Source organism: Pseudomonas sp. SA233 (assembly GCF_054792385.1).
Map to the genome: position 1 here is coordinate 4110943 of NZ_CP096449.1, position 22348 is coordinate 4133290.

Annotated in this window: 17 protein-coding genes; 2 read left to right on the forward strand and 15 right to left on the reverse strand. The window is 59.2% G+C overall.

What is annotated here, in order from left to right; translation table 11 throughout:
- Nucleotides 1-11 precede the first annotated feature (11 nt).
- The 4 genes from fliS to M1D87_RS18970 form a co-directional block, all read right to left on the reverse strand.
- Nucleotides 12-407 (reverse strand): flagellar export chaperone FliS, encoded by a 396-nt coding sequence (fliS, locus tag M1D87_RS18955; RefSeq protein WP_054573108.1) that lies wholly within the window; start codon nucleotides 405-407, stop codon nucleotides 12-14.
- 133 nt (nucleotides 408-540) lie between these two features.
- Nucleotides 541-1959 carry a flagellar filament capping protein FliD gene (gene fliD / locus M1D87_RS18960; RefSeq protein WP_123083736.1) on the reverse strand — a complete coding sequence of 473 codons (1419 nt, stop codon included), beginning with the start codon at nucleotides 1957-1959 and terminating at the stop codon, nucleotides 541-543.
- Between the two features lie 77 nt (nucleotides 1960-2036).
- Entirely contained in the window at nucleotides 2037-2399 is a 363-nt protein-coding gene (locus M1D87_RS18965; protein WP_061551810.1) for a flagellar protein FlaG, read from the reverse strand.
- A 69-nt stretch (nucleotides 2400-2468) separates the two neighbouring features.
- Nucleotides 2469-3311, reverse strand: a complete 843-nt coding sequence (locus M1D87_RS18970; protein WP_054573105.1) for a flagellin domain-containing protein — start codon at nucleotides 3309-3311, stop codon at nucleotides 2469-2471.
- A 412-nt stretch (nucleotides 3312-3723) separates the two neighbouring features.
- On the opposite strand from M1D87_RS18970, the gene M1D87_RS18975 reads away from it, so the two are divergent.
- Nucleotides 3724-4590 carry a 2OG-Fe(II) oxygenase family protein gene (locus M1D87_RS18975; protein WP_182330055.1) on the forward strand — a complete coding sequence of 289 codons (867 nt, stop codon included), beginning with the start codon at nucleotides 3724-3726 and terminating at the stop codon, nucleotides 4588-4590.
- The gene (locus tag M1D87_RS18980) at nucleotides 4587-5309 is read left to right on the forward strand and encodes a TylF/MycF/NovP-related O-methyltransferase (RefSeq protein ID WP_061305655.1); all 723 of its coding nucleotides are present in this window, start codon (nucleotides 4587-4589) and stop codon (nucleotides 5307-5309) included. The genes M1D87_RS18975 and M1D87_RS18980 overlap by 4 nt, the downstream gene beginning before the upstream one ends.
- Before the next feature lie 57 nt (nucleotides 5310-5366).
- On the opposite strand, the gene M1D87_RS18985 is transcribed toward M1D87_RS18980, so the two are convergent.
- The 11 genes from M1D87_RS18985 to flgK all read right to left on the reverse strand — a co-directional run bounded on the left by M1D87_RS18985 (nucleotide 5367) and on the right by flgK (nucleotide 22342).
- Complete coding sequence (locus tag M1D87_RS18985; protein ID WP_054573102.1) at nucleotides 5367-6305, reverse strand: ketoacyl-ACP synthase III; 939 nt, start codon at nucleotides 6303-6305, stop codon at nucleotides 5367-5369.
- A 264-nt stretch (nucleotides 6306-6569) separates the two neighbouring features.
- Nucleotides 6570-9500, reverse strand: a complete 2931-nt coding sequence (locus M1D87_RS18990) for a glycosyltransferase family 2 protein (RefSeq protein WP_182330057.1) — start codon at nucleotides 9498-9500, stop codon at nucleotides 6570-6572.
- A gap of 24 nt (nucleotides 9501-9524) precedes the next feature.
- Nucleotides 9525-10262, reverse strand: a complete 738-nt coding sequence (locus M1D87_RS18995; RefSeq protein ID WP_054573100.1) for a cephalosporin hydroxylase family protein — start codon at nucleotides 10260-10262, stop codon at nucleotides 9525-9527.
- A gap of 34 nt (nucleotides 10263-10296) precedes the next feature.
- Nucleotides 10297-11175 (reverse strand): NAD-dependent epimerase/dehydratase family protein, encoded by an 879-nt coding sequence (locus M1D87_RS19000; RefSeq protein ID WP_061551254.1) that lies wholly within the window; start codon nucleotides 11173-11175, stop codon nucleotides 10297-10299.
- Entirely contained in the window at nucleotides 11172-12398 is a 1227-nt protein-coding gene (locus M1D87_RS19005; protein WP_123083739.1) for a class I SAM-dependent methyltransferase, read from the reverse strand. The genes M1D87_RS19000 and M1D87_RS19005 overlap by 4 nt, the downstream gene beginning before the upstream one ends.
- Nucleotides 12395-12955 carry a dTDP-4-dehydrorhamnose 3,5-epimerase family protein gene (locus M1D87_RS19010; protein ID WP_061551256.1) on the reverse strand — a complete coding sequence of 187 codons (561 nt, stop codon included), beginning with the start codon at nucleotides 12953-12955 and terminating at the stop codon, nucleotides 12395-12397. Before M1D87_RS19010 ends, M1D87_RS19005 begins: the two co-directional genes overlap by 4 nt.
- Nucleotides 12952-14034, reverse strand: coding sequence for a CDP-glucose 4,6-dehydratase (rfbG, locus tag M1D87_RS19015; RefSeq protein ID WP_061551257.1), 1083 nt, complete (start codon nucleotides 14032-14034; stop codon nucleotides 12952-12954). The genes M1D87_RS19010 and rfbG overlap by 4 nt, the downstream gene beginning before the upstream one ends.
- On the reverse strand, nucleotides 14016-14789 hold the full coding sequence (gene rfbF, locus M1D87_RS19020; protein WP_054573095.1) for a glucose-1-phosphate cytidylyltransferase: 774 nt from the start codon (nucleotides 14787-14789) through the stop codon (nucleotides 14016-14018). The genes rfbG and rfbF overlap by 19 nt, the downstream gene beginning before the upstream one ends.
- Nucleotides 14790-15068: 279 nt before the next feature.
- Nucleotides 15069-18635 (reverse strand): glycosyltransferase, encoded by a 3567-nt coding sequence (locus M1D87_RS19025; RefSeq protein ID WP_123083740.1) that lies wholly within the window; start codon nucleotides 18633-18635, stop codon nucleotides 15069-15071.
- 76 nt (nucleotides 18636-18711) lie between these two features.
- Complete coding sequence (locus M1D87_RS19030; protein WP_123083741.1) at nucleotides 18712-20295, reverse strand: flagellar hook-associated protein 3; 1584 nt, start codon at nucleotides 20293-20295, stop codon at nucleotides 18712-18714.
- A gap of 13 nt (nucleotides 20296-20308) precedes the next feature.
- Entirely contained in the window at nucleotides 20309-22342 is a 2034-nt protein-coding gene (gene flgK / locus M1D87_RS19035) for a flagellar hook-associated protein FlgK (RefSeq protein ID WP_123083742.1), read from the reverse strand.
- Between the last annotated feature and the right edge of the window lie 6 nt (nucleotides 22343-22348).

The window sequence follows — 22348 nt, forward strand, 5'->3', positions numbered from 1 at the left end:
ATCCTCCTGGCTTAGGAAGCCGCCGACGGATCGCCGATCGCGTCCCAACCTTCCTTGATGGTGATCAGCAGGCGCGCCACTTCGTCGATGATCTCCGGGTCATTTTTTGCATTGGCTTCGATCAAGCGACGACTCATGTAGGTATACAGGTTGTCCAGATCGGCCAGGGTGTCGGCATGGTTTTCCAGATCCAGGCCTTCACGCAGGCCGCCGATGATGTCGATGGCCTTGCCGATGAGGATACCCTTCTGGGCGATATCATTGCGCGCGATCGCGCCCTTCGCCTGCGCCATGCGATCAAGGCCGCCCTGCATGAGCATCTGCACCAGGCGGTGCGGACTGGCTTCGGATGTCTGTGCCACGCCGTTGACTTTCTGGTATTGCCGAAGGGCCAACATCGGGTTCATGGATCTGCCTCGTTGCTGCGAAAAAGGTTGCGTCTACCCTGTGTATCGCCGCCACGTCAAAAAACTTTAGGGTTAAAACGAAAAGCCCGGCGCGTATGGCAAACGCTGCCGGGCTTTTGTCACACGGAAAGAATCAGGACTTCTTGGCCTGCGCGTTGATCGCCTCGAAGATCGACGTGATCTGGTCGGCCTGGGCTTTCATCTTGCCTAGGGCAGTGTCCAAGGCCACGTATTTCTTGGTCAGTGATTCGGTCAACGAGTCGGTGCGCCGATCGAGGGCAGCCTGCTGCTCACTCAAGTTCTTTGCAACGTTGCTCAATGCGCTATTACGGCTAGCCAAACTACCATCAGTGGCATTGTACGGGTCAATGGCCTTGTTCATCCGCTCGAAAATGCCATTCGTGCCGGTGAACAACTCCTGCACTTCCGCCCCCAACTTCTTGTCATTCATCGCTGCGGCGAATTTGGTGCTGTTGAACTCCAGAGTGCCGTCTTTTTGTGTGTTGATACCCAACTGACTCAGAGTGGTCAGCTGATCGCCTGCCCCCACTTCGGAAAGCACCTTACGAATATCACCCAACAGCGACCGGGTGGTAGGGTCGTTGGTCAGCGGCCCCAGCACCAGGTTGTCATCGTCATCACGGCTGGTCGAAGTCAGCGACGTAATAGCCTTCTGCAGCGTGTTGTAGGCATCGACAAAACTTTGGATGGAGGTCTTCAGGCCATCATTGTTGGCCGCTACGGTGACCTTGGTGGCCGCCGCGCTCTCACTGATCAACTCCAGGCTCAAACCACTGATCGAATCACTGATGGTATTGGTGGTGCTGGTGATCTTCAGGCCATCGATCGTCAGCTCGGCGTCCTGAGCTATATCGGTAATATAGCCTGCCCCCGTCCCTACCATCTTCTGGGTGCCGACAATATTCAGCTCAGTCTGATCGACATCCCCCTTCAATGAGAGATCATTGCCCGCGCCAGTCTTTGAGGACGTCAACACCAGACGAGCGCCATCCTCACCCGTAATGATGTTGGCACTGATGCCGTTGGTACTCATTTCCTTGTTGATCTGGTCGCGCACGCTTTGCAGCGTGGCGCCAGCACCGACCTCGATCGTGTAGGCCGTGCCGCCATCTGCGGGATCACCTTGTTCGATCGTCAGGGTTCCCGCGGCAATCGCTTTGGAGGCACCTTCGACAAACGCCTGGCTAGCCACTTTCGAACCTGTTGCCAGCTTTGCTACCTGAATGTCGTAACTACCGGCGACTGCGGTGTTGCCCGAGGTGACCTTGACGACCTTGTCATTGGCCGAAGTAGCCGCATAGGCATTGAACGACGGCGCGGTCTTGTCGTTGAGCTTGGTCATGGCAGTCTGGAAGGCCGTGAGGGCACTACGCAGCGACCCGATTCCGGAGATCATCGCACTGTTGTTACTGGTCTGCCGGGTAATCTGCGCCTGCTTGGCGGCAGTGTCGGACTGGACCAGGACCTTGACGATCGAACCGATGTCCAGACCGGACCCGAGGCCAGTACTGGAGGCGATTGGGCTTGCCATGCTGTTCTCCCTCTCGTTAACCGCCAGCCCACTCCTGCGGGGCCGACATGCTTTACTTCATTGGTGCTCGCCGCCAGTCAAACCTTGGCGTCGAACAGAACACTGTTGGCATCACTCAGGCTGCGGGCAATTCGCAACGCCTCTTCCGAGGGCAATTGGCGAATCAACTCACCACTGTCGCTGGCGATGACTTTGACGACGATCTTGCCGGATTCTTCGTCCGTGGAGAACTCCAGATTGCGCTGTGACGCTTTCAAAAATTTTTCGATTTCAGAGACGGCATTCTTGACCTTATCGGCATCCTTCGCCGCCAGCGAGTCTTTCTTGTCGTCTTCACTGGGTACTGCAGCTTCAACTGCCCGGGTAACCGGCTTTTCGGCAACCTGCTCAACCGAACGTGCGACCGGGTAACTCAGGTTCAGCTTGGCACTCATGTCCATGCCCACCACCTCACGATGAAAAGGCGGAGAAGCGCCACGCATGCGCTTCCCCGCCAGCGACTAGGCAGATTAGCCCAGCAGCTTCAGTACTGCCGACGGCAGCTGGTTGGCCTGAGCCAGAACCGAGGTCGAAGCTTGCTGCAGAGTCTGCTGCTTGGTCAGCTGGGCAGTTTCAGCAGCAAAGTCGGTGTCCTGTACACGGCCACGAGCGGCTTCAGCGTTCTCGTTGATGTTCTGCAGGTTGTTGATGGTGCTGGTCAGACGGTTCTGAGCAGCACCCAGATCAGCACGGGTGCTGTTGATGGTTTGCAGAGCGGAGTCGATAGCGTTCACAGCAGCGCTGAAGTTAGCGCTGATGGTGCTGTCAGCACCAGAAATCGCGATAGCACCCGAGTTAACACCCAGGGCGGAAGCAGTCAGGTTAGCCAGCTTGATGGAGATCTGGTTTTCAGTACCAGTGTTGGAACCAACCTGGAAGCTCAAGGTGGCAGTGGTGTTGAGCAGGTTCTTGCCGTTCAGCTGGGTGCTGTTGGCGATACGAGTCAGCTCGTCGGACATCGAGGCGAACTCAGTGTTCAGAGCATCACGGTCCTTGTCGCTGTTCGAAGCGTTGTTGGCCTGGATGGCCAGTTCACGCATGCGCTGCAGGATGTTGGTCTGCTCTTGCATCGCACCTTCAGCGGTCTGGGCGATGGAGATACCGTCGTTGGCGTTCTTGATAGCCATGGTCTGACCGCGAATCTGCGAGGTCATACGAGTGGCAATTTGCAGGCCGGCGGCGTCGTCCTTGGCGCTGTTGATTTTCAGGCCGGAAGACAGGCGGGTCATCGAGGTGCTCAGTGCATCGGTAGCACGGTTCAGGTTTTTCTGAACACCCAGAGAGGTGGTGTTGGTGTTAACGGTCAAAGCCATGACGAATTCCTCGTTGGATTGGGTACTACGGCTTCCGGCCTTGGCAATTCGCCGGGTGTGGCACAGAGAACCTTCGTCATGGTTATCGTCGTCAGGGCGCGTTGCTTGAGGTTTTTTTTAAAAAAATTTACTGGCCACCTGCCAGCCCAAGAAAATCAATACGTTGACGCCAAAAAATCTTCGCACGCGTGAAGCATCACCTCAGAGATAGCATCAGCCGTGACAAATGACGCCTCACTCCACCTCCCTGTGAAAATGGTCAACATACTCTAAAGTTGCCCGCCACGCGGCCGATCCCAATTTCACTCTCCGCTGTCAGCACGCGAAAGCCCGCGCCTGGCAGCCAGGACCCAAATAGAGCCGCGCAATAAAGGCTCGATACCTTCTGGAACCCTCCAAGAGCTGATCAGCCATGAATTTATACGTAAACCAGACGAAGAGCAGGCCGGCGCTGCGAGATGACATTTACCAGGGCGACATTTTTCTCGACACATCCCTGCGCAGTGCATACGACCTGTGCGCCCTTGCCCGGGCCTCTATCACTCAAGCGTTCGATGGAGAAACCGATCACCAATCGCTGCATAAAATGATGCCGGTGGAAAGTTTCGTTGAGCGGGTAACCGCCCTCAAACGCCATTTCACCAATGGCGGAGAAGCCAAGGCGCTGATCCAGGCGTTCATTCTGGAAATCGGGGCCGATCCAGGCGAATACTTGTTCGATGTGCCACGCGTACGGGTAGTGCCACATTACGATTACCTGCATGCAGGCGTCAGTTATGCCTACAAACCCCACCGGGACACCTGGTACGGCAATGTCGACTGCCAGATCAATACCTGGATGCCGCTGTACTCGCTCAAGCCCGAACAAACCATGATGATCAACCCTGCCTACTTCAACCGCCCGGTGAACAACTCATCCGACGGCTGGAGCCTGGAGCACTGGATCACCGAACAACGCTTCAAAGCCAAGGAAAACATCACGCAGGAAAACCGCGTGCACCCGGTTCCCTTGGAAGAAATTGATGACCGCTCAGAACTGCGCATTGCCAGCAACAGCGGCGAGATGCTGATATTCAGTGGCTCCCACTTGCATGGCACCGTGGCCAACACCACCGATCAAGTGCGTTTCAGTGTCGATTTCCGCCTGATTCACTTGCAAGATCTGATCAACAAGCGCGGCGCACCCAACGTAGACAATGGCTGCGTCGACGCCCACGCCGGTTTTAAAGACCTTTTCCACGCCAAAGATTTTTCCAGATTCCAGGGAGTCAACCCATGACAAAGCGCCGCCTGACTGCTGCGGAAGTTGAGTACAACGAAAAACGCGCCACCGTGCTGAGCAAGGTAGACGCGCAGTACGTTGCCGATGCACCGTTCGTGTTTGCCAACCGAATCACCGTGACAGCCGCGCTATCGCGCATGGAGCTGTTCAAGATGGTGCAGGACGTACCCGGCGCAATCGTCGAATGCGGCGTCTACAAGGGCAACTCATTGATGCTCTACATGCACCTGTCAATGATTCTGGAACCATATGCAATCAATCGCTCGATCATTGGTTTCGATACTTTCCAAGGATTTGCCAGCATCGACAAAGAGAATGATCCGACGGACATCAACGAAACGATGTTCTCCGACACCGATGACTCGATTCTTCAGGAAATGATCGACACTAATGACCTGGTGCGCCCGGTCAATCGCATTCCGCGCTGCGAGATCATCAAAGGCGACATCCTCGAGACCGTACCTGCCTTCGTCAAGACCCGCCCCGACCTTGTGGTGGCGATGCTGATTCTTGACACCGACCTGTATTCTTCGACCAAAGTAGCCTTGGAAACCTTCCTGCCTTACATGCCAAAAGGTGCGATCGTTGTACTCGACGAAGTCGCCTACCGTAACTTCCCCGGCGAGACCGCTGCATTGCGCGACGTGCTGGATCTGAACAAAATCGAACTCAAGCGTCTCCCGTTCGATTCAACCGTGGGCTATTTCCGCGTCTGATACCGCAACAATCGTCCGATGCCTTGCAGTGGCATCGGACGATCCATCGGCACAATCTTACTCAGGCGCCCTTTCGAGGATCGCCGACCCCCAAGACAGCCCCACACCAAAGCCGCTGAGCGCCACGCGCCTGTGCTGCGAACCGAGCACGTGCTTTTCGAGCAGTAGTGGAATGCTTGACGACACCGTGTTGCCGGTTTCCACCATATCCTTGACGAACTTCTGCTTATATTCGCCCTCGACAAAGCGCGACGACACCGCGTCGACGATCGCGGCGCTCCCCTGATGCAAGCAGTACAGATCGATATCGTCAGCCTGCAACTTGCTGGCTTCGAGCAACTGCTGCAGGTGTGCAGGCACCTTGACCAAGGCGAAGTTGTAAACCTGGCGACCATTCATGAAGAACTTGCCGTCGGTGGTACGTAGGTGCTCGGCACCGGCACCATCGCTGCCGAACAACGACCTGCCCAACTGCCAGGCGGCACCCTCACCCATCCAAGTGGCCGTGGCGGCATCACCAAACAACATGGTGGTGTTGCGATCCTCCGGGTCGACGATCTTCGAATAGGGGTCGGCGGTGATCAACAAGCCGTTTCTCAGGCCTGCGGCCTCCATGAAGCCTTTCATCGCATAAAGGCCGTAGACATAACCCGAACAGCCCAGCGAGATGTCAAAAGCGGCAACCGCTGTCGACAGGCCGAGCTTGTGCTGGACGATCGCCGCCGTATGCGGCAAACCTTCGGCATCACCGTTCTGAGTGACCACGATCACCACATCGATGGATGCCGGGTCCAGGGATGGATTGACAGCGAACAGGTTTTTCGCGGCCTCTACGCAGAGGTCGGACGTTTCCTGGGCAGCATCCTTGCGTGGCAAAAAGGTCGAACCGATCTTGCCGAAGATAAAATCCTGGTCCTTGCCGAATTTCGCGCCCTGGGCGTAGTTGTCCACGCCGTCAGTCGGCACGTAACTGGCGATACTTTTAATGCCAATCATATGGCTTCCCAATTCAGTAACAGCGAAATACCCGCCACGGAACCAAACGGCAAAACGCCAGGCGATGCGGTGGTTTCCGATCCCTGACAATTTGTTCGGAGCGGCGCGGCGGTTCCCGGTTTCGACAATATACAGTGAAGATGCGCGTTCTGACTCTCAAGTCACGCTCTTTTTGTCGAATCGACAAACCGGTGCGGCTGCGCCCACAAAAAAGCCATAACCGCCGCGAGGCGGTCATGGCCTGGCGTAGTTCCGCAACAGATGTCAGGCGATCAACGCCTGCCAATCAACCCGGCCTTCCAGATCAAGACTGAACAGCTTGCCGTCCAGACTATGGTTGGCGTTATAGCAAGTGTCCTGAGCCAATGCGTGCGCCCAGCGCTCACGCATGTGTGGGCAGGCCATCGCATCGTCGCCCACCAGAACATGCCGTACGGCCTGGGCCTGTGGTGTCCACACTATCAATAGGCCCGCCGCCACTGCTTGCAGGCACAGGTCGACGTGCGCGGCGCGCAGATTCGGTGACTGCTCTTCGAGCCCACCGACAGCGTGCAACAGTTCCGCACGTAGCATGATACAACCCGACACCGCCGAAACACCGTGTTCCACCTGAAGGCGCTGCATGTAACCAGGCGCATCCCTGGATTCGCCGACGAACGCGGCACGTACACCCGCCTGCCCTGCCAGCACAAGCCCAGCCTCGACCACCCGTCCCTCGGGGTTCAGCAACTTGCCACCCACCACACCCACTTCCGGACGCTGGGCGTGATTGAGCATACCTTCCAGCCAGTTGGCGTTAAGCACCTCGAGCTCGCTGTCCAGCAGCACCAGATACTCGCCCTGCGCCTGCTGAATGGCCAGATTGAGCATCGCAACCGGCGCCAGGGCGCGCTCGCTACGGACCACCCGCAACCGGCTCCCTCCTACCTGCAAGCTAGCCAGCCAATCGCACAGCTCGGGCGACTGGCTGGCATTGTCAGCAACGAGAATTTCATGCTGCTGATAGCGGGTGCGCTGCAACAGGCTGAGCAGGCATGCTTGCAACGCTGTGAAGTTGTCCTGGCAGTGCACGATGATCGAAACCATCGGCCGCGCCTCATGCCGATAGTCAACGGCCAACGTTCCCGGACGGACCGACCCGACCGACACCGCATACCCCCGCTGGGCCACATGCTGTACCAGCACGGCACGCTCTTGATCGTGCCGGCTATTGTCAGGCGCAGAGCAGAGCAACAGTGGCTCCGCCAGGTGGGCAAGGCCCGCCATACCTCCTTTGCCGATCAAGCGCAGTAACAGATCGAACTCCAGCGCCTGCGGGTAACGCGCGTCGAACCCACCTGCCTCCAACCACAGGTCGCGACGCACCAGCCAGTGCCGAGCCATCAGCCCAGGCACGCTCTGCAGCATATCCAAGTTGATGCCTGGACGCATGACATCGCTCAGCAAGCCGTTGGCCTGTTCCTGCAATTCGTCCATCGCCACGGCACGCACCCCTTCGACGCCTAGCAACTCGAGCCCAGCACGCATCAGGCCGCCGGCGGTGAACTGATCACCACTTTCGGCCAGCATGATCCAGTCAGTGCCCAGTTGCCTGGCCGCCTCGTTCATGCGCTGAACATGATCCTGCTCGGTAACCTTGATGAAATGCACAGTCTGCTGCGGCTTTGTCACCGACGGCAGCTCTCCAGTGGTCAATACAACCACCTTGAAGGCGCGCGAGTAGCCGTTCATGAGACTGTCGAAGGTAGCCTGGAGCTTGACGATGTCGGCTTCCAGATCGAGCAATAAAATGCCAAAGCTTGGACCGCCATGATGCTTGTCCAGACGCTTGGCAGCCTGGCGTACCAACTCGTCGCCTGGCTCACGAGCCTTGAGCCAATTAAGCAGCCGCCCCGAGGACATACTGCTTAACAACACCTCGTTGTCGAAGCCAGGAAGCGAGTCCAACCGGCACAACCAGTCACGTAATTGCTCCGCTTCGGCCTGGGCTTGGTCGTCCTGCTCCAGTTGCATCAACAGGCGCTCGACCACCGTCCGGTTGAACGGGTTGATGACAAGCGCCTCCCAGAGGCGAGTGCGCAGGGCAGTGGTATCATCACTGGCACGCGCCTGGAGCAAACGCCATTGCCTTTGCAGGATCGATTCCAGTTCGGTGAGCTGATGACGCCCGGCCGGCATGGCATGGATATGGAATTCGATCTCGGTCAGCAAGTCGAAGAACGCCTTGTTGTAGAACGGAAGTTCCACGAACTGCTGCTCGCCAAAGATTCGTTTAGGTTCGTACATCGGTCGCTGCCATTCGGAGCGAACAATCGGGCAAGCTTGTAGCGCACGCCCCGTCAGCAACCCGTCGGCCATGCTCTTGAAGCTTTCGAGGGCGATCTGCTTGACCGCAGCGGCGCCCCTGCTGCTCAACTCGGTAGGAATCGATGCAAGAAACTCTGCAAAGACTTCACGCCCCTGGCGTGACTTCTCGTCCTGCAAGGCAAGCACCGTGAGTACGTTGGTGCCATGCTCAGAACCGCCATAGTTGCCCTCTCGAACCGCAAAGGGAATCGGCAGAATTCGAGCCTTGGCATTGGCCAGCAGGTAGAAAGCGTGGCCGATTTCCTGCCATTCGAAGCTGGTGCCCAACGGCAGCAGCTCATACCACTGCTGCAACAGGTCAGTGCGGGTAACGGCGTAAAAAGGCGGGAGGAACTGGCCCATGAACTCCAGCAAGCGCTGCTCTGGATCTTGCGAACAGTAGTCTTCCTGCACCCGATTATCACGTTTGTAGTACTCGACCTGCGCGCCACCGGGCACATACATCATCCCGTAACCATGGCAAAGACCATAATCAGAGTGCTGCTCAAGGAACTCCACGGAGCGGGTTATGCTGTCATGCAGCAGGAAGTCGTCGACCGCAATGAAGAGCATGAACGGCGTGACGACCTGCTTGACCCCGAAAGCCAGCTTTTCCAGCAATGCAGTGTAAGAAAACTGCGGTAGATGGCGGTAATCGACATCTGGGTAATCGCGAGCAATTTCATCGTCAGCCTTCAGCGACGAATCCAGCACCAGGATGCTGGCCGGGTAGTTGCGGTAGTAGCACAAGGCCCGGCGCAAAAAATCTGGGCGGTTGTGGGTAAGCAACACCAATGTGAGGCGATCCTTGAGCGATGCGTCGCCCCGGTGCTGTACATGTGCTTGCATATCTGCTTCTGCCTGTTGGTTGGTTCAGCGCACTCGGCGCAGGTAGCCATCACGCGCCACGGTGATCAGCAGCTTGTCATGGATTTCGGCATCAATGACGAAGTCCTCGGTTTCCTTCAGGTAAGCCCACACAGCAGTGCGCGGGTTGTCGCCAACACCCCATGGCCGATCAGGGAAGGCATCGGCAGGCATGTCCTCGACCACCGTATCCATCACCACGCAGTAGCAGTCTTGCGACACCAACGGCGCGTAGGCGCGCAGTTCTGCCAGCACGTGGTCGTGGGTGTGGTTGGAATCGAGCACGACGATGACCTTCTTGCCCTCAGCCAGCATCCGCACCCGCTCGACAACGGCCGGGTCGATGCTGGAGCCTTCGATCATGCTGATACGCTTGAACATTGGGTGACTTTCGATGGCTTCGCGATTATGTGGACGGATATCGCGATCGATGCCAAGGACCTCACCATGCCCCACCAACTCCATCATCGACGCGTAATAGATGATCGAACCGCCATGAGCGATGCCACATTCGATGATCAAGTCAGGCTTGAGTTTCCAGATCAGCTCCTGCATGGCAACCATGTCCTGGGGCAGCTGGATGATCGGGCGGCCCATCCAGCTGAAGTGGTAGGTGTATTTGTGCTTGGCCGATTCGTTGTAGAAGACCTGGGCCAGTTCGCCCAGCGCCGCATCGTTGCCTTGGGCACGGATCTCGGCCTGGCATTCTTCGGCGAATACCTGTAGTGGCGTTTTGTCGCTCATTTGCAGCCTCTTGAAAAGTGTTGGCCCGACAGCGTCAGCGGTGCAAGGGCTCGATAGTGGATTGCAGCATGCGCTGCAAACGATCGGTCACCGCCCAGAACGCCATCGGCTCATGGGTTGGATAAGGGTAATAACCAAGATTCAGGCTCAGGCTGGCACCTCGCTCACGCAGACGCTGCTCGACCAGACTGCGCACTGCAACCGGCTGACCACTGGCGCAATTGACCACCCCTGAGAATTCGCGACAGTGCAACACACCAGCCAACTGGCGGGCAGCATCGGTAATCGGCTGAAAGTCGCGCAACTGCTCGCCACCGGACATGGCAAACGATGCCTCGCCGCTATCAATGGCTCGATCGAGCCCTGCCAGCAGGCTTTTGGGGTTCTGCCCCTGACCATACAGGTAGAACAGTCGCGCCCATTGCAGAGTGAATGGCCGATGCAACTGCAATGCCTGGAGGAACTGGTGCAGGCTGTGCTTGGCCAAGCCATAGGGGTTGGCCGGGCGCGCCGGACATTGTTCGTCCAGCGGGCCGCTCTGCATCCCGTACTCGAAGCAGGTGCCGGTGACCAGCACCTGTCGTACACCAGCCTCGACCGCGTGCTTGATGAAGCGGTAGTCGGCCATCAGGTTCTGCTCCAGATGGAACAGCGCCTGGTAGTTGGGCAGTCCCGGCCAGGCCAGGTGAGCAAGGGCATCGATACCATCGACCCAACTGGCCACCGCTGCGGCGTCGGCCAACTGCAGGTCACCGGCAACGAACTCCACTTGGTCGAACCACGCCATCCCCCGCGCGCGCTCGACGTCACGCGCCAAGGCGCGCACGCGACAACCGCGTGCCAGCAGTTCGGCCACCAGATGGCGGCCAACGAAACCTGTGGCGCCGGTTACCAGTACATGCAATGCGGTCATAGCACGGTCAACTCGGGGACGGCGATGACGAACTGCCCGCCCCACTCACGGATGCCGGCCTGCTGCTCGCTGATTTCGTGCAGCAGATTCCACGGCAGCACCAGCACATAGTCCGGCTGTTCCTCGGCCAGACGCTCGGGCGCCACTATCGGAATGCGGCTACCAGGCAGGAACTTGCCCTGCTTGTGCGGGCTGGCGTCGGCCACCCAGGCCAACAGGTCAGCCTTGACCCCGGCATAGTTGAGTAAGGTGTTGCCCTTGGCGGCAGCGCCGTAACCCACCACGCGCTTGCCAGCAGCCTTGGCGTCGAGCAGGAAACGCAGCAACTGCAGCTTGATACGCTCGGCGGCAGGCGCCAAGGTGGAGTAGAAGCCAGCGCTGCGCACGCCCACGTCGTTCTCCAGCGCCAGCAGGCCGGTGACGGCCGGCTCCACCGTACGGCGCTGGCCATCAGTGCGTTGCACGAACACCCGCAGTGAACCACCGTGAGTCGGCAGCTCCTGCACGTCAAATATTTCCAGGCCGTTGCGCTGGCAGAGGATCTGCACCGCCGTGAGCGACAAATAGGAATAGTGCTCGTGATAAAGCGTATCGAACTGGTGCTCGGCGATCAGCGACAGCAAATGCGGGAATTCGAACGTGGCCACGCCGGTCGGCTTAAGCAAGGTGGCGAAGCCACCGAGGAAGTCATTGATGTCCGGCACATGGGCGAGCACGTTGTTGGCCGCCATCAGGTCGGCACTCCAGCCTTCGGCCACCAGTTGCGTCGCCACGTCGCGACCGAAGAACACCTCGCGTATCTCCAGCCCTTTGGCACGCGCCGCATCGGCAGTGCTGCGGGTCGGCTCGACCCCGAGGCAGGGAATACCGCGCCGGGCAACGTACTGCAACAAGTAGCCATCGTTGGCAGCGATCTCCACCACACGGCTGTCGGCGCTCAGCGCGAAGCGCTCGGCCATGCCAGCCACATAGGCTTCGGCATGGCCCAGCCAGGAACTGGAATAGGAACTGAAGTAGGCATAGTCCGCATCGAACAGCTGCTCGGCGCGGGTATAATCCTCGGTCTGTACCAGCCAGCATTGCTCGCACACTGACACCTTCAGCGGTACCCACTGTTCAGCCCCGGCCAGTTGCTCGGCACGCAGGTAGGCGTTGGAAGGCGGCGCTGTGCCCAGATCGATCAACGGCAGGTGCAGGGCGCTGCCACAACCACGGCAATTCATACGGTCACTCCGGTAAAGCGGCTGTCCAGCCAAGGATGCATTTCATCCCGGGCCGAGAGGTTGATCACGGGCAACGGCCAGGCGATGGCCAAGCGCGGGTCCAGCACCGACAGCCCCCCCTCATGCTCCGGGGCATAGTCGGCGCTGTGCAGGTAAAGCAGCTCGGCATCGTCGCTCAGTGCCTGGAAACCGTGGGCGAAACCGGCCGGTACCAGCAAGCTGTTGCCCTCACCGGCCTTGAGGTGCTCGGCATGCCATTGCAGGAAAGTCGGCGAATCGGCACGCAGGTCAACCACCACGTCCCACACTTCACCCTGCAGGCAGGTGATGTACTTGCTCTCCGGCTGCGGCCCGACCTGATAATGTAAACCACGCACGCTACCGCGCCCGCGAGTCAGCGAGCGGTTGATCTGGCGGATGTGGAACGGCGCTCCGAAACGCTCCAGGCTACCTTCACAGTAAAGCCGCGAGAATGCACCACGGGCATCCTCATGGCGGCGATGATCGACGCGGGCTAGGCCCTGCAATGGCAAGGGGTGCAAGGTGTACTCGCTCACAACGACTCCTGATACAAGCTCAACTGGGTCAGACAGACTGCACGCATGTCCATACCCTTACGCCAGGCCAGGTGCCAGCCCAGGGTTCGCTCCAGGCATTCGTTGAGCGTCCAGCGTGGTCGCCAGCCAAGCAGCTGGCGGGCTCGAGAGCTGTCCAGGCGTAGCAGCCCGGCTTCGTGCAGGTCGCTCGTCTCGACCTTGACCCCTGGGGCCAGAGGCCACTGCCCAGCCAGCAACTGGACCACCTCACCGACACTGCGCATGTCGTCGTCACCCGGGCCGAAGTTCCATGCACCTGCATAGCGCTGGCCCTGCTCGTATAGACTGGCGGCCAGCAGCAGGTATCCGGCCAGCGGCTCCAGGGCATGCTGCCAAGGGCGCACCGCCTGGGGAAAACGCAGCGTCACCTGCTCGTCAGCAGACCACGCCTTGAGCACGTCGGGGATCAGCCGATCGGGCGAGAAGTCTCCTCCGCCCAGCACATTGCCGGCGCGTGCGGTTGCCAGGCTCAGGCCATGCTCGGCGTACCGCTCGGCCGGGAAGAATGACGCCGCGTAGGACTGTGCAAGAATTTCGCAGCAGGCCTTGCTGCTGCTGTACGGATCATGACCACCGAGCGCTTCGTTCTCGCGGTAGGACCAGACCCACTCCTGGTTGGCGTAGACCTTGTCGGTGGTGACCACCACGCAGGCGCGCACGCCGCCTACCTGCCGCACGGCCTCTAGCAGATTGAGGGTCCCCATGACATTGCTCGAATAGGTGCCCAACGGGTCGCGGTACCCTTCACGCACCAGCGGCTGGGCTGCCAGGTGCAAGACAATTTCCGGCTGCACTTCGGCGACCAGTTCCAGCAGAACGCCAAGATCACGCACATCACCACGGCGATCATCGATGCCCTCGCCAACCCGTGCCAGATCGAACAGGTTCGGCTCGGTCGATGGGTCGAGGGCGAAACCGGTGACCTGAGCGCCCAGGCTCTGCAGCCAGAGCACCAGCCAGCTGCCCTTGAAACCAGTGTGACCAGTGACCAGGACGCGCTTACCGGCCCAGAACGCGGGACTCAAGCCCACTGTTTCCATGGCGCCTCCCCGCTGCTCCACAACTGTTCGAGGTGGTTCTTGTCGCGCAAGGTATCCATGGGGTGCCAGAAGCCGTCGTGCTCGAACGACATCAGCTGGCCTTGCTGGGCCAGGGTGGCCAACGGTTCGGCCTCCCACGGCATCGCATCACCGACAATATAGGGGATGACCTTGGGAGAGAGCACGAAGAAGCCGCCATTGATCCAACCTCCATCACCGCGCGGTTTCTCGCTGAAACCTCGCACCCGGTCGCCCTCGCGCTCCAGTGCTCCGTATCGACCTGGTGGCTGTACCGCTGTGACAGTGGCGAGTTTGCCGTGACCGAGATGGAAGTCAACCAACGCACCGATGTTCAGATCAGAGACGCCATCACCATAGGTGAAGCAAAAGGACTCCTCGTCTTCCAGGTATCTGGCAACACGACGCAAGCGGCCACCGGTCATGGTATCGTCACCAGTATCCACCAACGTCACACGCCATGGCTCGCTGTAGTTCTGATGCACATCCATACGGTTGGCACGCATGTCGAATGTGACGTCGGAGGTATGCAGGAAGTAGTTGGCGAAGAAGTCCTTGATCGCGTACCCCTTGTAGCCGAGGCAGATCACGAAGTCGTGGATGCCGTGCGCCGAATACTGCTTCATGATGTGCCAAAGAATTGGCTTGCCACCGATCTCGATCATCGGTTTGGGCTTGAGGTGTGACTCTTCGCTGATACGCGTGCCGAGCCCACCCGCCAGAATGACTGCCTTCATCGATTTCCTCATGTGCTTCGCGCCCCAGGTCCGCCCGGGTGAAGGATTTATGGCGATATCGATGGGTATTTGCAGGAAATGCGCCAACCCGCTTAAAGGGCCAACAGTTTTTTAATCCGATGTGGTAGACAACGCAGGCCTTTCCGGCAGCGGCGCCGGCCATGAAAGATGACTGCCCGCAACGACACACTGACGTTTAACAGAGCAGCAAACCGAAAGGGCCATAAGGCAGCCTTATCACAATACACAGAGCGCTATCACGGTGACCAGAAAGCCGTATCAATCCGCCAACCAGCCCCACTCCCAATGGCGCAGGTTGTCATCGCGCAAAACGAAATCACGCATCACCGCCTCGCGCAACTCATCCCCCATGCGATAACTGGAGGCCGGGTCTGCGAGATGCGAGCGAATCGCTTCGACCCATTCCTTGGTGCTGTTGCCATACACCCGCGTGCAAGGCAAATAACCGCGGTACGCCTCGGTATCGGTACAGATAACCGGGTAACCACAGGCGCCGTATTCCAGCAAGCGCAGGTTGCTCTTGCAGTCGTTGAAGATATGGAACTCCAGCGGGGCCAGGGCCAGATCCAGATTCAGGCTGGCAAGCTTGGCCGGATAGTTGGCCAAGGCTACCGGCGGATGAAACTCATGCACGTACGGGCGAAGCTCATCTGGGCACATGCCGAAGAACACCCAATGAACCTCATCCGCCAAAAGCCGAACTGTTTCAGCAATGATTTCCAGGTCTCCCGAATGACTGGTGCCGCCACCCCAACCCACACGTGGTTTCGAGGCCGTTGCCCTCTCGCACTTGAAAGCGCCCCAGACCTCCGGGTCGAGCATGTTCGGGACTACGCGGAAATCACTGTGCATCGAGCCCAGCGCATCTGCCAGCGCCTGGGTGGTAACGACGACACGATCACACAACCCGATTGCGCGGCGCAGGTGCTGCTCGATATCTGCCGGCTTGTTACGGGCATGCTTGTTCTTCTTCGGCGCCTTGAGCACATAGTCGTCGATCTCGTAGATACGCCGCGCACTGGAAAACCTGGCCAGCCGTTCAAGGTCGCTGACCGAGTTTTCGTTATGCCGCAACTGCACCACGATGATATCGGGATTCATGCGGGCGAGTTGGACGGTATCCGGGGACTCGTACGAAACCCGTCCGACAATACGCCCGCCAGCCTCCAGCCGGGCGAACGGTTCGGTGACCCTATACGCGCCAACTGCCGAGGCGTTCACAGGTAAAGCGAGCACCGAAGGCAGCGTCCGCGCGCAGAACGGGTCCCAACTGCCTTGCTGGCTGGCATCCAGGTCGAAATTGACACGCCCCAGCCCCAGGTTAGGATTATATGCGGGATCGCGCACGACCAACGAACGCCAACGCTCGAAAAAGACCGACTGCTGCTCGAACGTCGCGTTTGCGTGAGGCTCGCCAGAGGCTGCTCCAATCGCATACAAACACGCATAGGGCGTCCAGACGACCAGATAACCCAGGCTTCTCGCGCGCAGGCACAGATCGACTTCACCCAACCCCGCGGAAAACTGGGTGAGATCCAGACCATCTAATGCGTCAAAAACTGACTTGCGCACAATCAGACAGTCACCTGCCACCGCACTCCAGTTCTGAGTGACCTGCAGACGTTGCAAATAGCCTCGACTTTGTCCTTCTTCACCCGCACATACCAGCCCTACGCCACCACTGCCGCCTAGAACCAGGCCTGCGTGAACGACCCTGTCATGCACATCCACCAATTTGGCGCCCACGATTGCCACCTCTGGACGCTGAGCATGGTTGAGCAACTCACCTAGCCATTGGCCCTCGCGAACTTGCAGCCCCGATGAAAGCATCAGCAGGTAATCGCCGCGCGCTGTCTTAGCGGCTTCGTTGATCATCCGCCCGACATCGGCAGCCCCACTCAAACGCAATACCCGAAGTATCGCGCCGCCCACCTCGGCCATTGCATGAAGCCAGTTGCCTGCAGCGGGCTCGATATCATCAGCCGCGACCAGTACCAATTCATAGCGCGAATACGTGGTCTGCTCCAGCACCGACATGACGCAGCGCTGAACTATCTGAAACGGCTGGTTACAGGGCAGCACAAGCGTGACGAGTGGCTGCTCGGTGTGCAGATAGTCGACTCGGTTAAGTACAGGCACTTCATCGTGGCGTATCTGGTGAGCGACACCCAGACGATTCAAGTGCTCGTGAAGCACGGGCTCGCTCTGGGCAATTACCGAATCTTGCGACAGCCACTGCGCGAATCCGAGGGTCGAATGCACCTGAATCTCGGCAATATGCTCAACTGCCTGAGGGCCTTTGGCCTCCACCAACCGCCAGAGCAGATCATGCGCCGCCAGGTCTGCAAAACGTGAATCTAGGCCGCCCAGCGTAGCGAACGCTGCTCGATCGAAAGCTAGAGTACGCCCGACGTACGGATAGCTACGCATCAGGTCGATGTTGAAAGCAGGTTTGAAAATCGGCTCGCAGAGCGCGCCATCCACCCAATTATCTTCATCGCTGTAGATACAGCCCAACCCCGGCATGACGGCGATGCGCTCCGCCAGCAACAGCAACGCGGCGTCGACAAGCCTGTCACCCGCATGCAACAGGTAGACCCAATCGCTTTCAGGCAAAGCGGCTACGACTCGATTGATCTGGCCGACCCAGTCCCCCTCCAGCGCATGCTGGGCAACCCCCGACCACACACAGCCTTTGACATCAGATAACACAACGCAATCCTGGGCTGCGTAGCACTGCGCCTGAACGCTGTACACAGTCTGACTGAGCTCATCCAGGCTACCGGCCAGATCCAGTATCACTACGGCAACTCGGGGTTTGCGGGGCCAGGACTCGAAGGTACGGGGCAGCCGCTTGAGCTGTGCAGCACTCAGTTGACGCTCATCCACCCAGGCCTGATAAAGCTCGGCGTAACTTTCACTGTCACTACCGATACGGCAACGCATGGTCTGCTGCCAGTTGCCCAACAGCAACACCAGATTCATCTCGCGCCATTGACCCGGCATGAGCGAGGTGTCCGACAGTGCCCGATAACGTACCCACCCTTGCGCCGGCGCTTGCTCGCCACCACGCTGCTCCAGCATCTGACGCAGCCAGCCCCATTCGCGCACGAGCGATGCCCTCACCGCTGACTGTTTGCTCAAGCGCTGGGCATGCAGGCGTTCAATCACCAGGACATCGCCGACCAGCATCAACTGCCCGGTGCGCATCAAACAGCAGAAGAGCACCATATCCAGCAATGCCACGAACCCCTGATCATCCTGCGTCAATGCGCACAAGAAGCTCAAGACCTGCTCACGCCGCATCATCGCTGAGGAGAAGTTGCCGAGGAAATTAGCCGGGCTATCGTTCAGGATCGACAATATGTCGTTGCCATTGAACAGGCTGTCGGTGTCAACAAACCGGGCATTGGCCAAGCGCATCGGCAGCACATAGCTGTTCTCGTCGACGAACATGCGCTGAGCGAGAACCAGGCTGACCTCGCTATCATCTGCCAGACACTTTGCCTGGCGCGCCACGCATAGCGGCATCAGCCGGTCATCGTCACACAACACCTTGACCAGCTCGCCAGATGCCATCTGCACAGCTTGGACCAGATTGCCGACAAACCCAAGACGGCGCTCGTTACGAACATAACGCACCGTCCTACCGCTCTGCTCTTCAACGCAACGCACGATCGTTTCGATCTCATCCCCTTCACTGTCATCACAGACCAGGACCTCGAGGTTCTCGTAGGATTGCCCCACCGCGCTCTGCAACGCCACGGCGAAAAAGCGCGCGCTGTAGGCAGGAATGACGATGCTGACGAGGGGTTGTTCGTTCACGTTGGAGCCTTGAAAAAAGGGGCTGCGTCAGAGCGGGCACACTGACACAGCGAAGTTGAAACAGGAGGGGAAAGAATCAGATGTAATTGACCAGCGAAAGCCCGGCGACTTTCGCATACGCTTGCAGCGAAGCTTGCAGCATGTTGGTCTGCATCTGCAGGCGCAGCATCACTTCTGCCGGGTCGCTTTCACGGATCGAGCTCTGAGTCTTGGTGTTCTCGGTACTCAGCGCCTCGTTGGTCTCCGACTGAACGTCCAGCGCCTGTCCACGGCCACCGATGGCGCTGACGGACGACGAAACCTGATTGATAGCGCTGGTAATGTTACCCACGGCCGAATCCAGCGAAGCCAGGAAGTTCTGTCGAGCAACCGGATCATTATCCATCGGCGTGGTCAATGCGGTACGCAGCTTGCTGATGGTGTCCAGCGGGTTCTGGGTCTGGTGGGTATCGACCTTGACCGCAAACGAATCGCCCGCACTTGGCGCGCCCGACAATTCGAAACTGACGCCAGCCGCTGTCGCGGTAGTGCCACTCGCCCCGCCGAGCGCCCCAGACGCTATAGGGCGGCTATTGGCAGTAACCGGAGTTGCATACAGCTCGAAGGTGCTGCTGCCGGTGAACTTGAGCACCGCGCCACCGCCCGGGAAAGCGGCCTTGTAGGCAGCCTGATCGGTGATGGTCGCGCCCGTCACCTGCTCGGAGGAGGTATTGCCAGGGCTGCGGGTGCCGGAAACCTCATCGGCCTTGGAACTCAGGTTGAACGTATGCCCTGCGATAGCGGCATCTTCATTACCCTTGTCGCCGTCCTTGAAGGTGATGTCCAGGCGCAGATCGACACCGCGGAAGCTGATGCTGGTGTTGTCGCCATTGGGGTCGAACTTGCCGCCCTGGCTGGCCTCGAGCGTGACGTCATTGCCGTCGACATCGGTGATCTTGTATTCGGTGCTGCTGAGGAATTCGATGGTGTACGGCTCGCCACTGCGGAAGCGATCGTTGTACAGGCTGTTGCCGGATACCTGGCCGTTGGACAGGCTGACGCGGCCATCGTCGGTGGCCGGCGCGGTCAGGCTGGTCTGGCTACGGCTGGTGTTGAGCGCCTGCTCGAAGGCGTCGTAGCCGGTTTCATTGGCCGCCAGGCTGAGCATGTCACCCACCTGCAGGTTGAGCTTGCCCTGGTCGCCCTGGTAGCTGTAGGTGCCATCGGCATTGCGCGCGTAAGGCGGGGTATCGCCCTTGGAGCCGGAGAAGATGTACTTGCCGTTCTCGTCCTTGCTGTTCATCAACGAGAACAGCTGGTCTTCCAGCGACGCCAGTTCGTCGGCGTTGGCCTTGCGGTCGGCATCGGTGAACGTACCGTTGCCAGAGCTCACCGCCAGCTCGTTGACCCGCTGCAGGATGGTGCCGATGGAGTTCAGGGTGCTTTCGGCAGTGCCCAGGGCGTTACGTACGTTGACGATGTTGCCGCTGTACTGCTTCAGCATGTTCTGCTGTTGTTCCAGTTGCAGCAGACGCGCCGCCCCCACCGGGTCATCCTTGGCCGAACGCACGCGAATGCCATCGCTTGCCTCCTGCTGGCTCTTCACCGTCTTGGCAAAGTTGCTCTGGTAGTTGGCCTGGTTGGTGTTGTAGAACTGCGAAGTAGAGATGCGTACGCTCACGATCTACGGCTCCTTAAAGACTGTTGATCAGGGTGGCGAAGGTTTCCTGGGCCGCCTTGATGATCTGCGACGACGCGGTGTAGTACTGCTGGAACTTGACCAGGTTGCCGGTCTCTTCATCGATCGACACACCCGAAAGGCCGTTACGGCTTTCCACTGCCGAGGCATGCAGGGCAGTGGTGGCATCGCTGTCCATCTGCGCCTGGCCGGCCTTGCCGCCAACATTGGACACCAGCTTGGCGTAGGCATCGGTGAAGCTGATGCCCTTGCCGTTGGCGCCAACCTCGACCGTGGACTTGGTCTGCAGGTCGATCACCGACAAGGCGTTGCGGTTGTCTGCCGAACCTGCGCCGCTCAGCGCCACGGTATAGCTGTCGCCGTTCTTCGGCGCGCCGGAAACGCTCATCTCGAAGGTGAAATTGCCACCCAGCGAATTGCCGCTGCCATCGACCATCGGCACCGACAGCTGCAACTTGTTCTCCTGCCCCGGCACGATGGTGCCACTGCCGATTTCGGTGCCCTTGGCGTCGTACATCTTGTAGGCCTGGGGCGAACTGGTGTCATCGCCGAACACCAGCTTGACCGGGGTCGAATACTTCAGGCCAGCCTGCAATTGCGAACGCTGGGCGGCATCGTAGATGTCCATCTCCGAGGTCAGCGTCGGCTGGGTGATGACGCCGGTACCTTTGTTGCCCGATCCACTGGTGGCGGTCAGCGGCGAAGCCAAGGCCAGGCGCTTCGGGTCGGTCAGGACAGTGTCGATGCCTGCGGCGGCATTGCGGGTCGGGGTGATCTTGAAGCTGTCGCCAGCACTCAGGCCACCACCATTGAGCGACAGGGTGAACCCGTCGATCACCGGAGGCGGCGTGTCGGTTAGGTCGAAACTGCCCATGTCGGTGCCTTCCGGCAACTTGCGGACGCTGTAGCCAGTGGCGCTGGTGAAGGTCACCTGGTAATCGCTGGTGCTGAGCTTGCCGGTGTCCTTGATGGTCACATCGAGGTTGCCGGAACCGGCGCTGTTGCCGGTCTTGGCGACACTGCGCTGGCTGATGGCAGCGGCGCTGTTGATATCGCCGAACAGGGTGGCACCGAAGTCACCGTTCTTGTCGATGCCCTGGGCCAGCTGACTGTTAATCGCATCGGCTACTACCAGGGCCACGCGACCGAGCTCGTTGAGCGCCGGGTCGAGGGTATCCTTGCGGTAGCGGATCAGGCCGCCAAGTTCACCACCGGTAGTGGTGCTGGTGATGTCCATCTTGGTCGAGCCGCGATTGAGGATCAGGCTCATGCGGGTCGGGTCGGTGGCGCTCGGCTGCACGCCGATGGTCTGGGTGGTGTTGCCCAGCACCAGGGCCTGGCCGTTCTTCAGGTAGATGTCGTAGTTGCCGTTCTTCTGCTCTACAACGTCGGCACCGATCAGCGCCGACAACTCGCGCACCGCACCGTCGCGCTGGTCGAGCAGGTCGTTGGGCTGGCCATTGACGGCCGTCATCTTGGAGATCTGGCCATTGAGGTCGGCAATGGACTGGGTCAGGGCGTTGACCTTGTCAGCGATCGACGCCATGTTGGCATTGATGTCGCTGTTCTGCTGGTTGAGCTGCGCCGACAGGGTATTGAAGCGCTTGGCCAGGGACTGCGCGCTGGTCAGCAGCAGTTGGCGCGAGGCGTCCTCGCTCGGCTTGGCCGCAGCATCCTGCATGGCGCTGAAGAAGCTTTTCAGTGCAGCAGTGATACCGGTGTCGCTACTCGACAGGGCGGTATCCAGCGGCGTGATCTGGTTCAGGTACGAGGTGGCATCGCTGCTCAGCGAGGTGGTGCTGCGCAGCTGGTTCTCGAGGAACGCGTTATAGACCCGGCGCACATCCGCCAGGGTAGTACCGCTGCCGATGAACACCTGGCCGACTTGTTGCCCGCCCTTGGTCTTCTGCACGTTCTGCTGGCGCGAGTAGCTTTCGACATCGGCGTTGGCGATGTTGTTACCGAGGGTGTACATCCCCGATTGCGCGGCGCCAAGCCCCGACATACCAATGTTGATCAGACTCGCCATGGTTCC

Bases quoted from the DNA above. Each gene is read 5' to 3' on its own strand.
- fliS (WP_054573108.1), bottom strand. From the start codon at position 407: ATGAACCCGATGTTGGCCCTTCGGCAATACCAGAAAGTCAACGGCGTG.
- fliD (WP_123083736.1), bottom strand. From the start codon at position 1,959: ATGGCAAGCCCAATCGCCTCCAGTACTGGCCTCGGGTCCGGTCTGGAC.
- M1D87_RS18965 (WP_061551810.1), bottom strand. From the start codon at position 2,399: ATGGACATGAGTGCCAAGCTGAACCTGAGTTACCCGGTCGCACGTTCG.
- M1D87_RS18970 (WP_054573105.1), bottom strand. From the start codon at position 3,311: ATGGCTTTGACCGTTAACACCAACACCACCTCTCTGGGTGTTCAGAAA.
- M1D87_RS18975 (WP_182330055.1), top strand. From the start codon at position 3,724: ATGAATTTATACGTAAACCAGACGAAGAGCAGGCCGGCGCTGCGAGAT.
- M1D87_RS18980 (WP_061305655.1), top strand. From the start codon at position 4,587: ATGACAAAGCGCCGCCTGACTGCTGCGGAAGTTGAGTACAACGAAAAA.
- M1D87_RS18985 (WP_054573102.1), bottom strand. From the start codon at position 6,305: ATGATTGGCATTAAAAGTATCGCCAGTTACGTGCCGACTGACGGCGTG.
- M1D87_RS18990 (WP_182330057.1), bottom strand. From the start codon at position 9,500: ATGCAAGCACATGTACAGCACCGGGGCGACGCATCGCTCAAGGATCGC.
- M1D87_RS18995 (WP_054573100.1), bottom strand. From the start codon at position 10,262: ATGAGCGACAAAACGCCACTACAGGTATTCGCCGAAGAATGCCAGGCC.
- M1D87_RS19000 (WP_061551254.1), bottom strand. From the start codon at position 11,175: ATGACCGCATTGCATGTACTGGTAACCGGCGCCACAGGTTTCGTTGGC.
- M1D87_RS19005 (WP_123083739.1), bottom strand. From the start codon at position 12,398: ATGAATTGCCGTGGTTGTGGCAGCGCCCTGCACCTGCCGTTGATCGAT.
- rfbG (WP_061551257.1), bottom strand. From the start codon at position 14,034: ATGGAAACAGTGGGCTTGAGTCCCGCGTTCTGGGCCGGTAAGCGCGTC.
- rfbF (WP_054573095.1), bottom strand. From the start codon at position 14,789: ATGAAGGCAGTCATTCTGGCGGGTGGGCTCGGCACGCGTATCAGCGAA.
- flgK (WP_123083742.1), bottom strand. From the start codon at position 22,342: ATGGCGAGTCTGATCAACATTGGTATGTCGGGGCTTGGCGCCGCGCAA.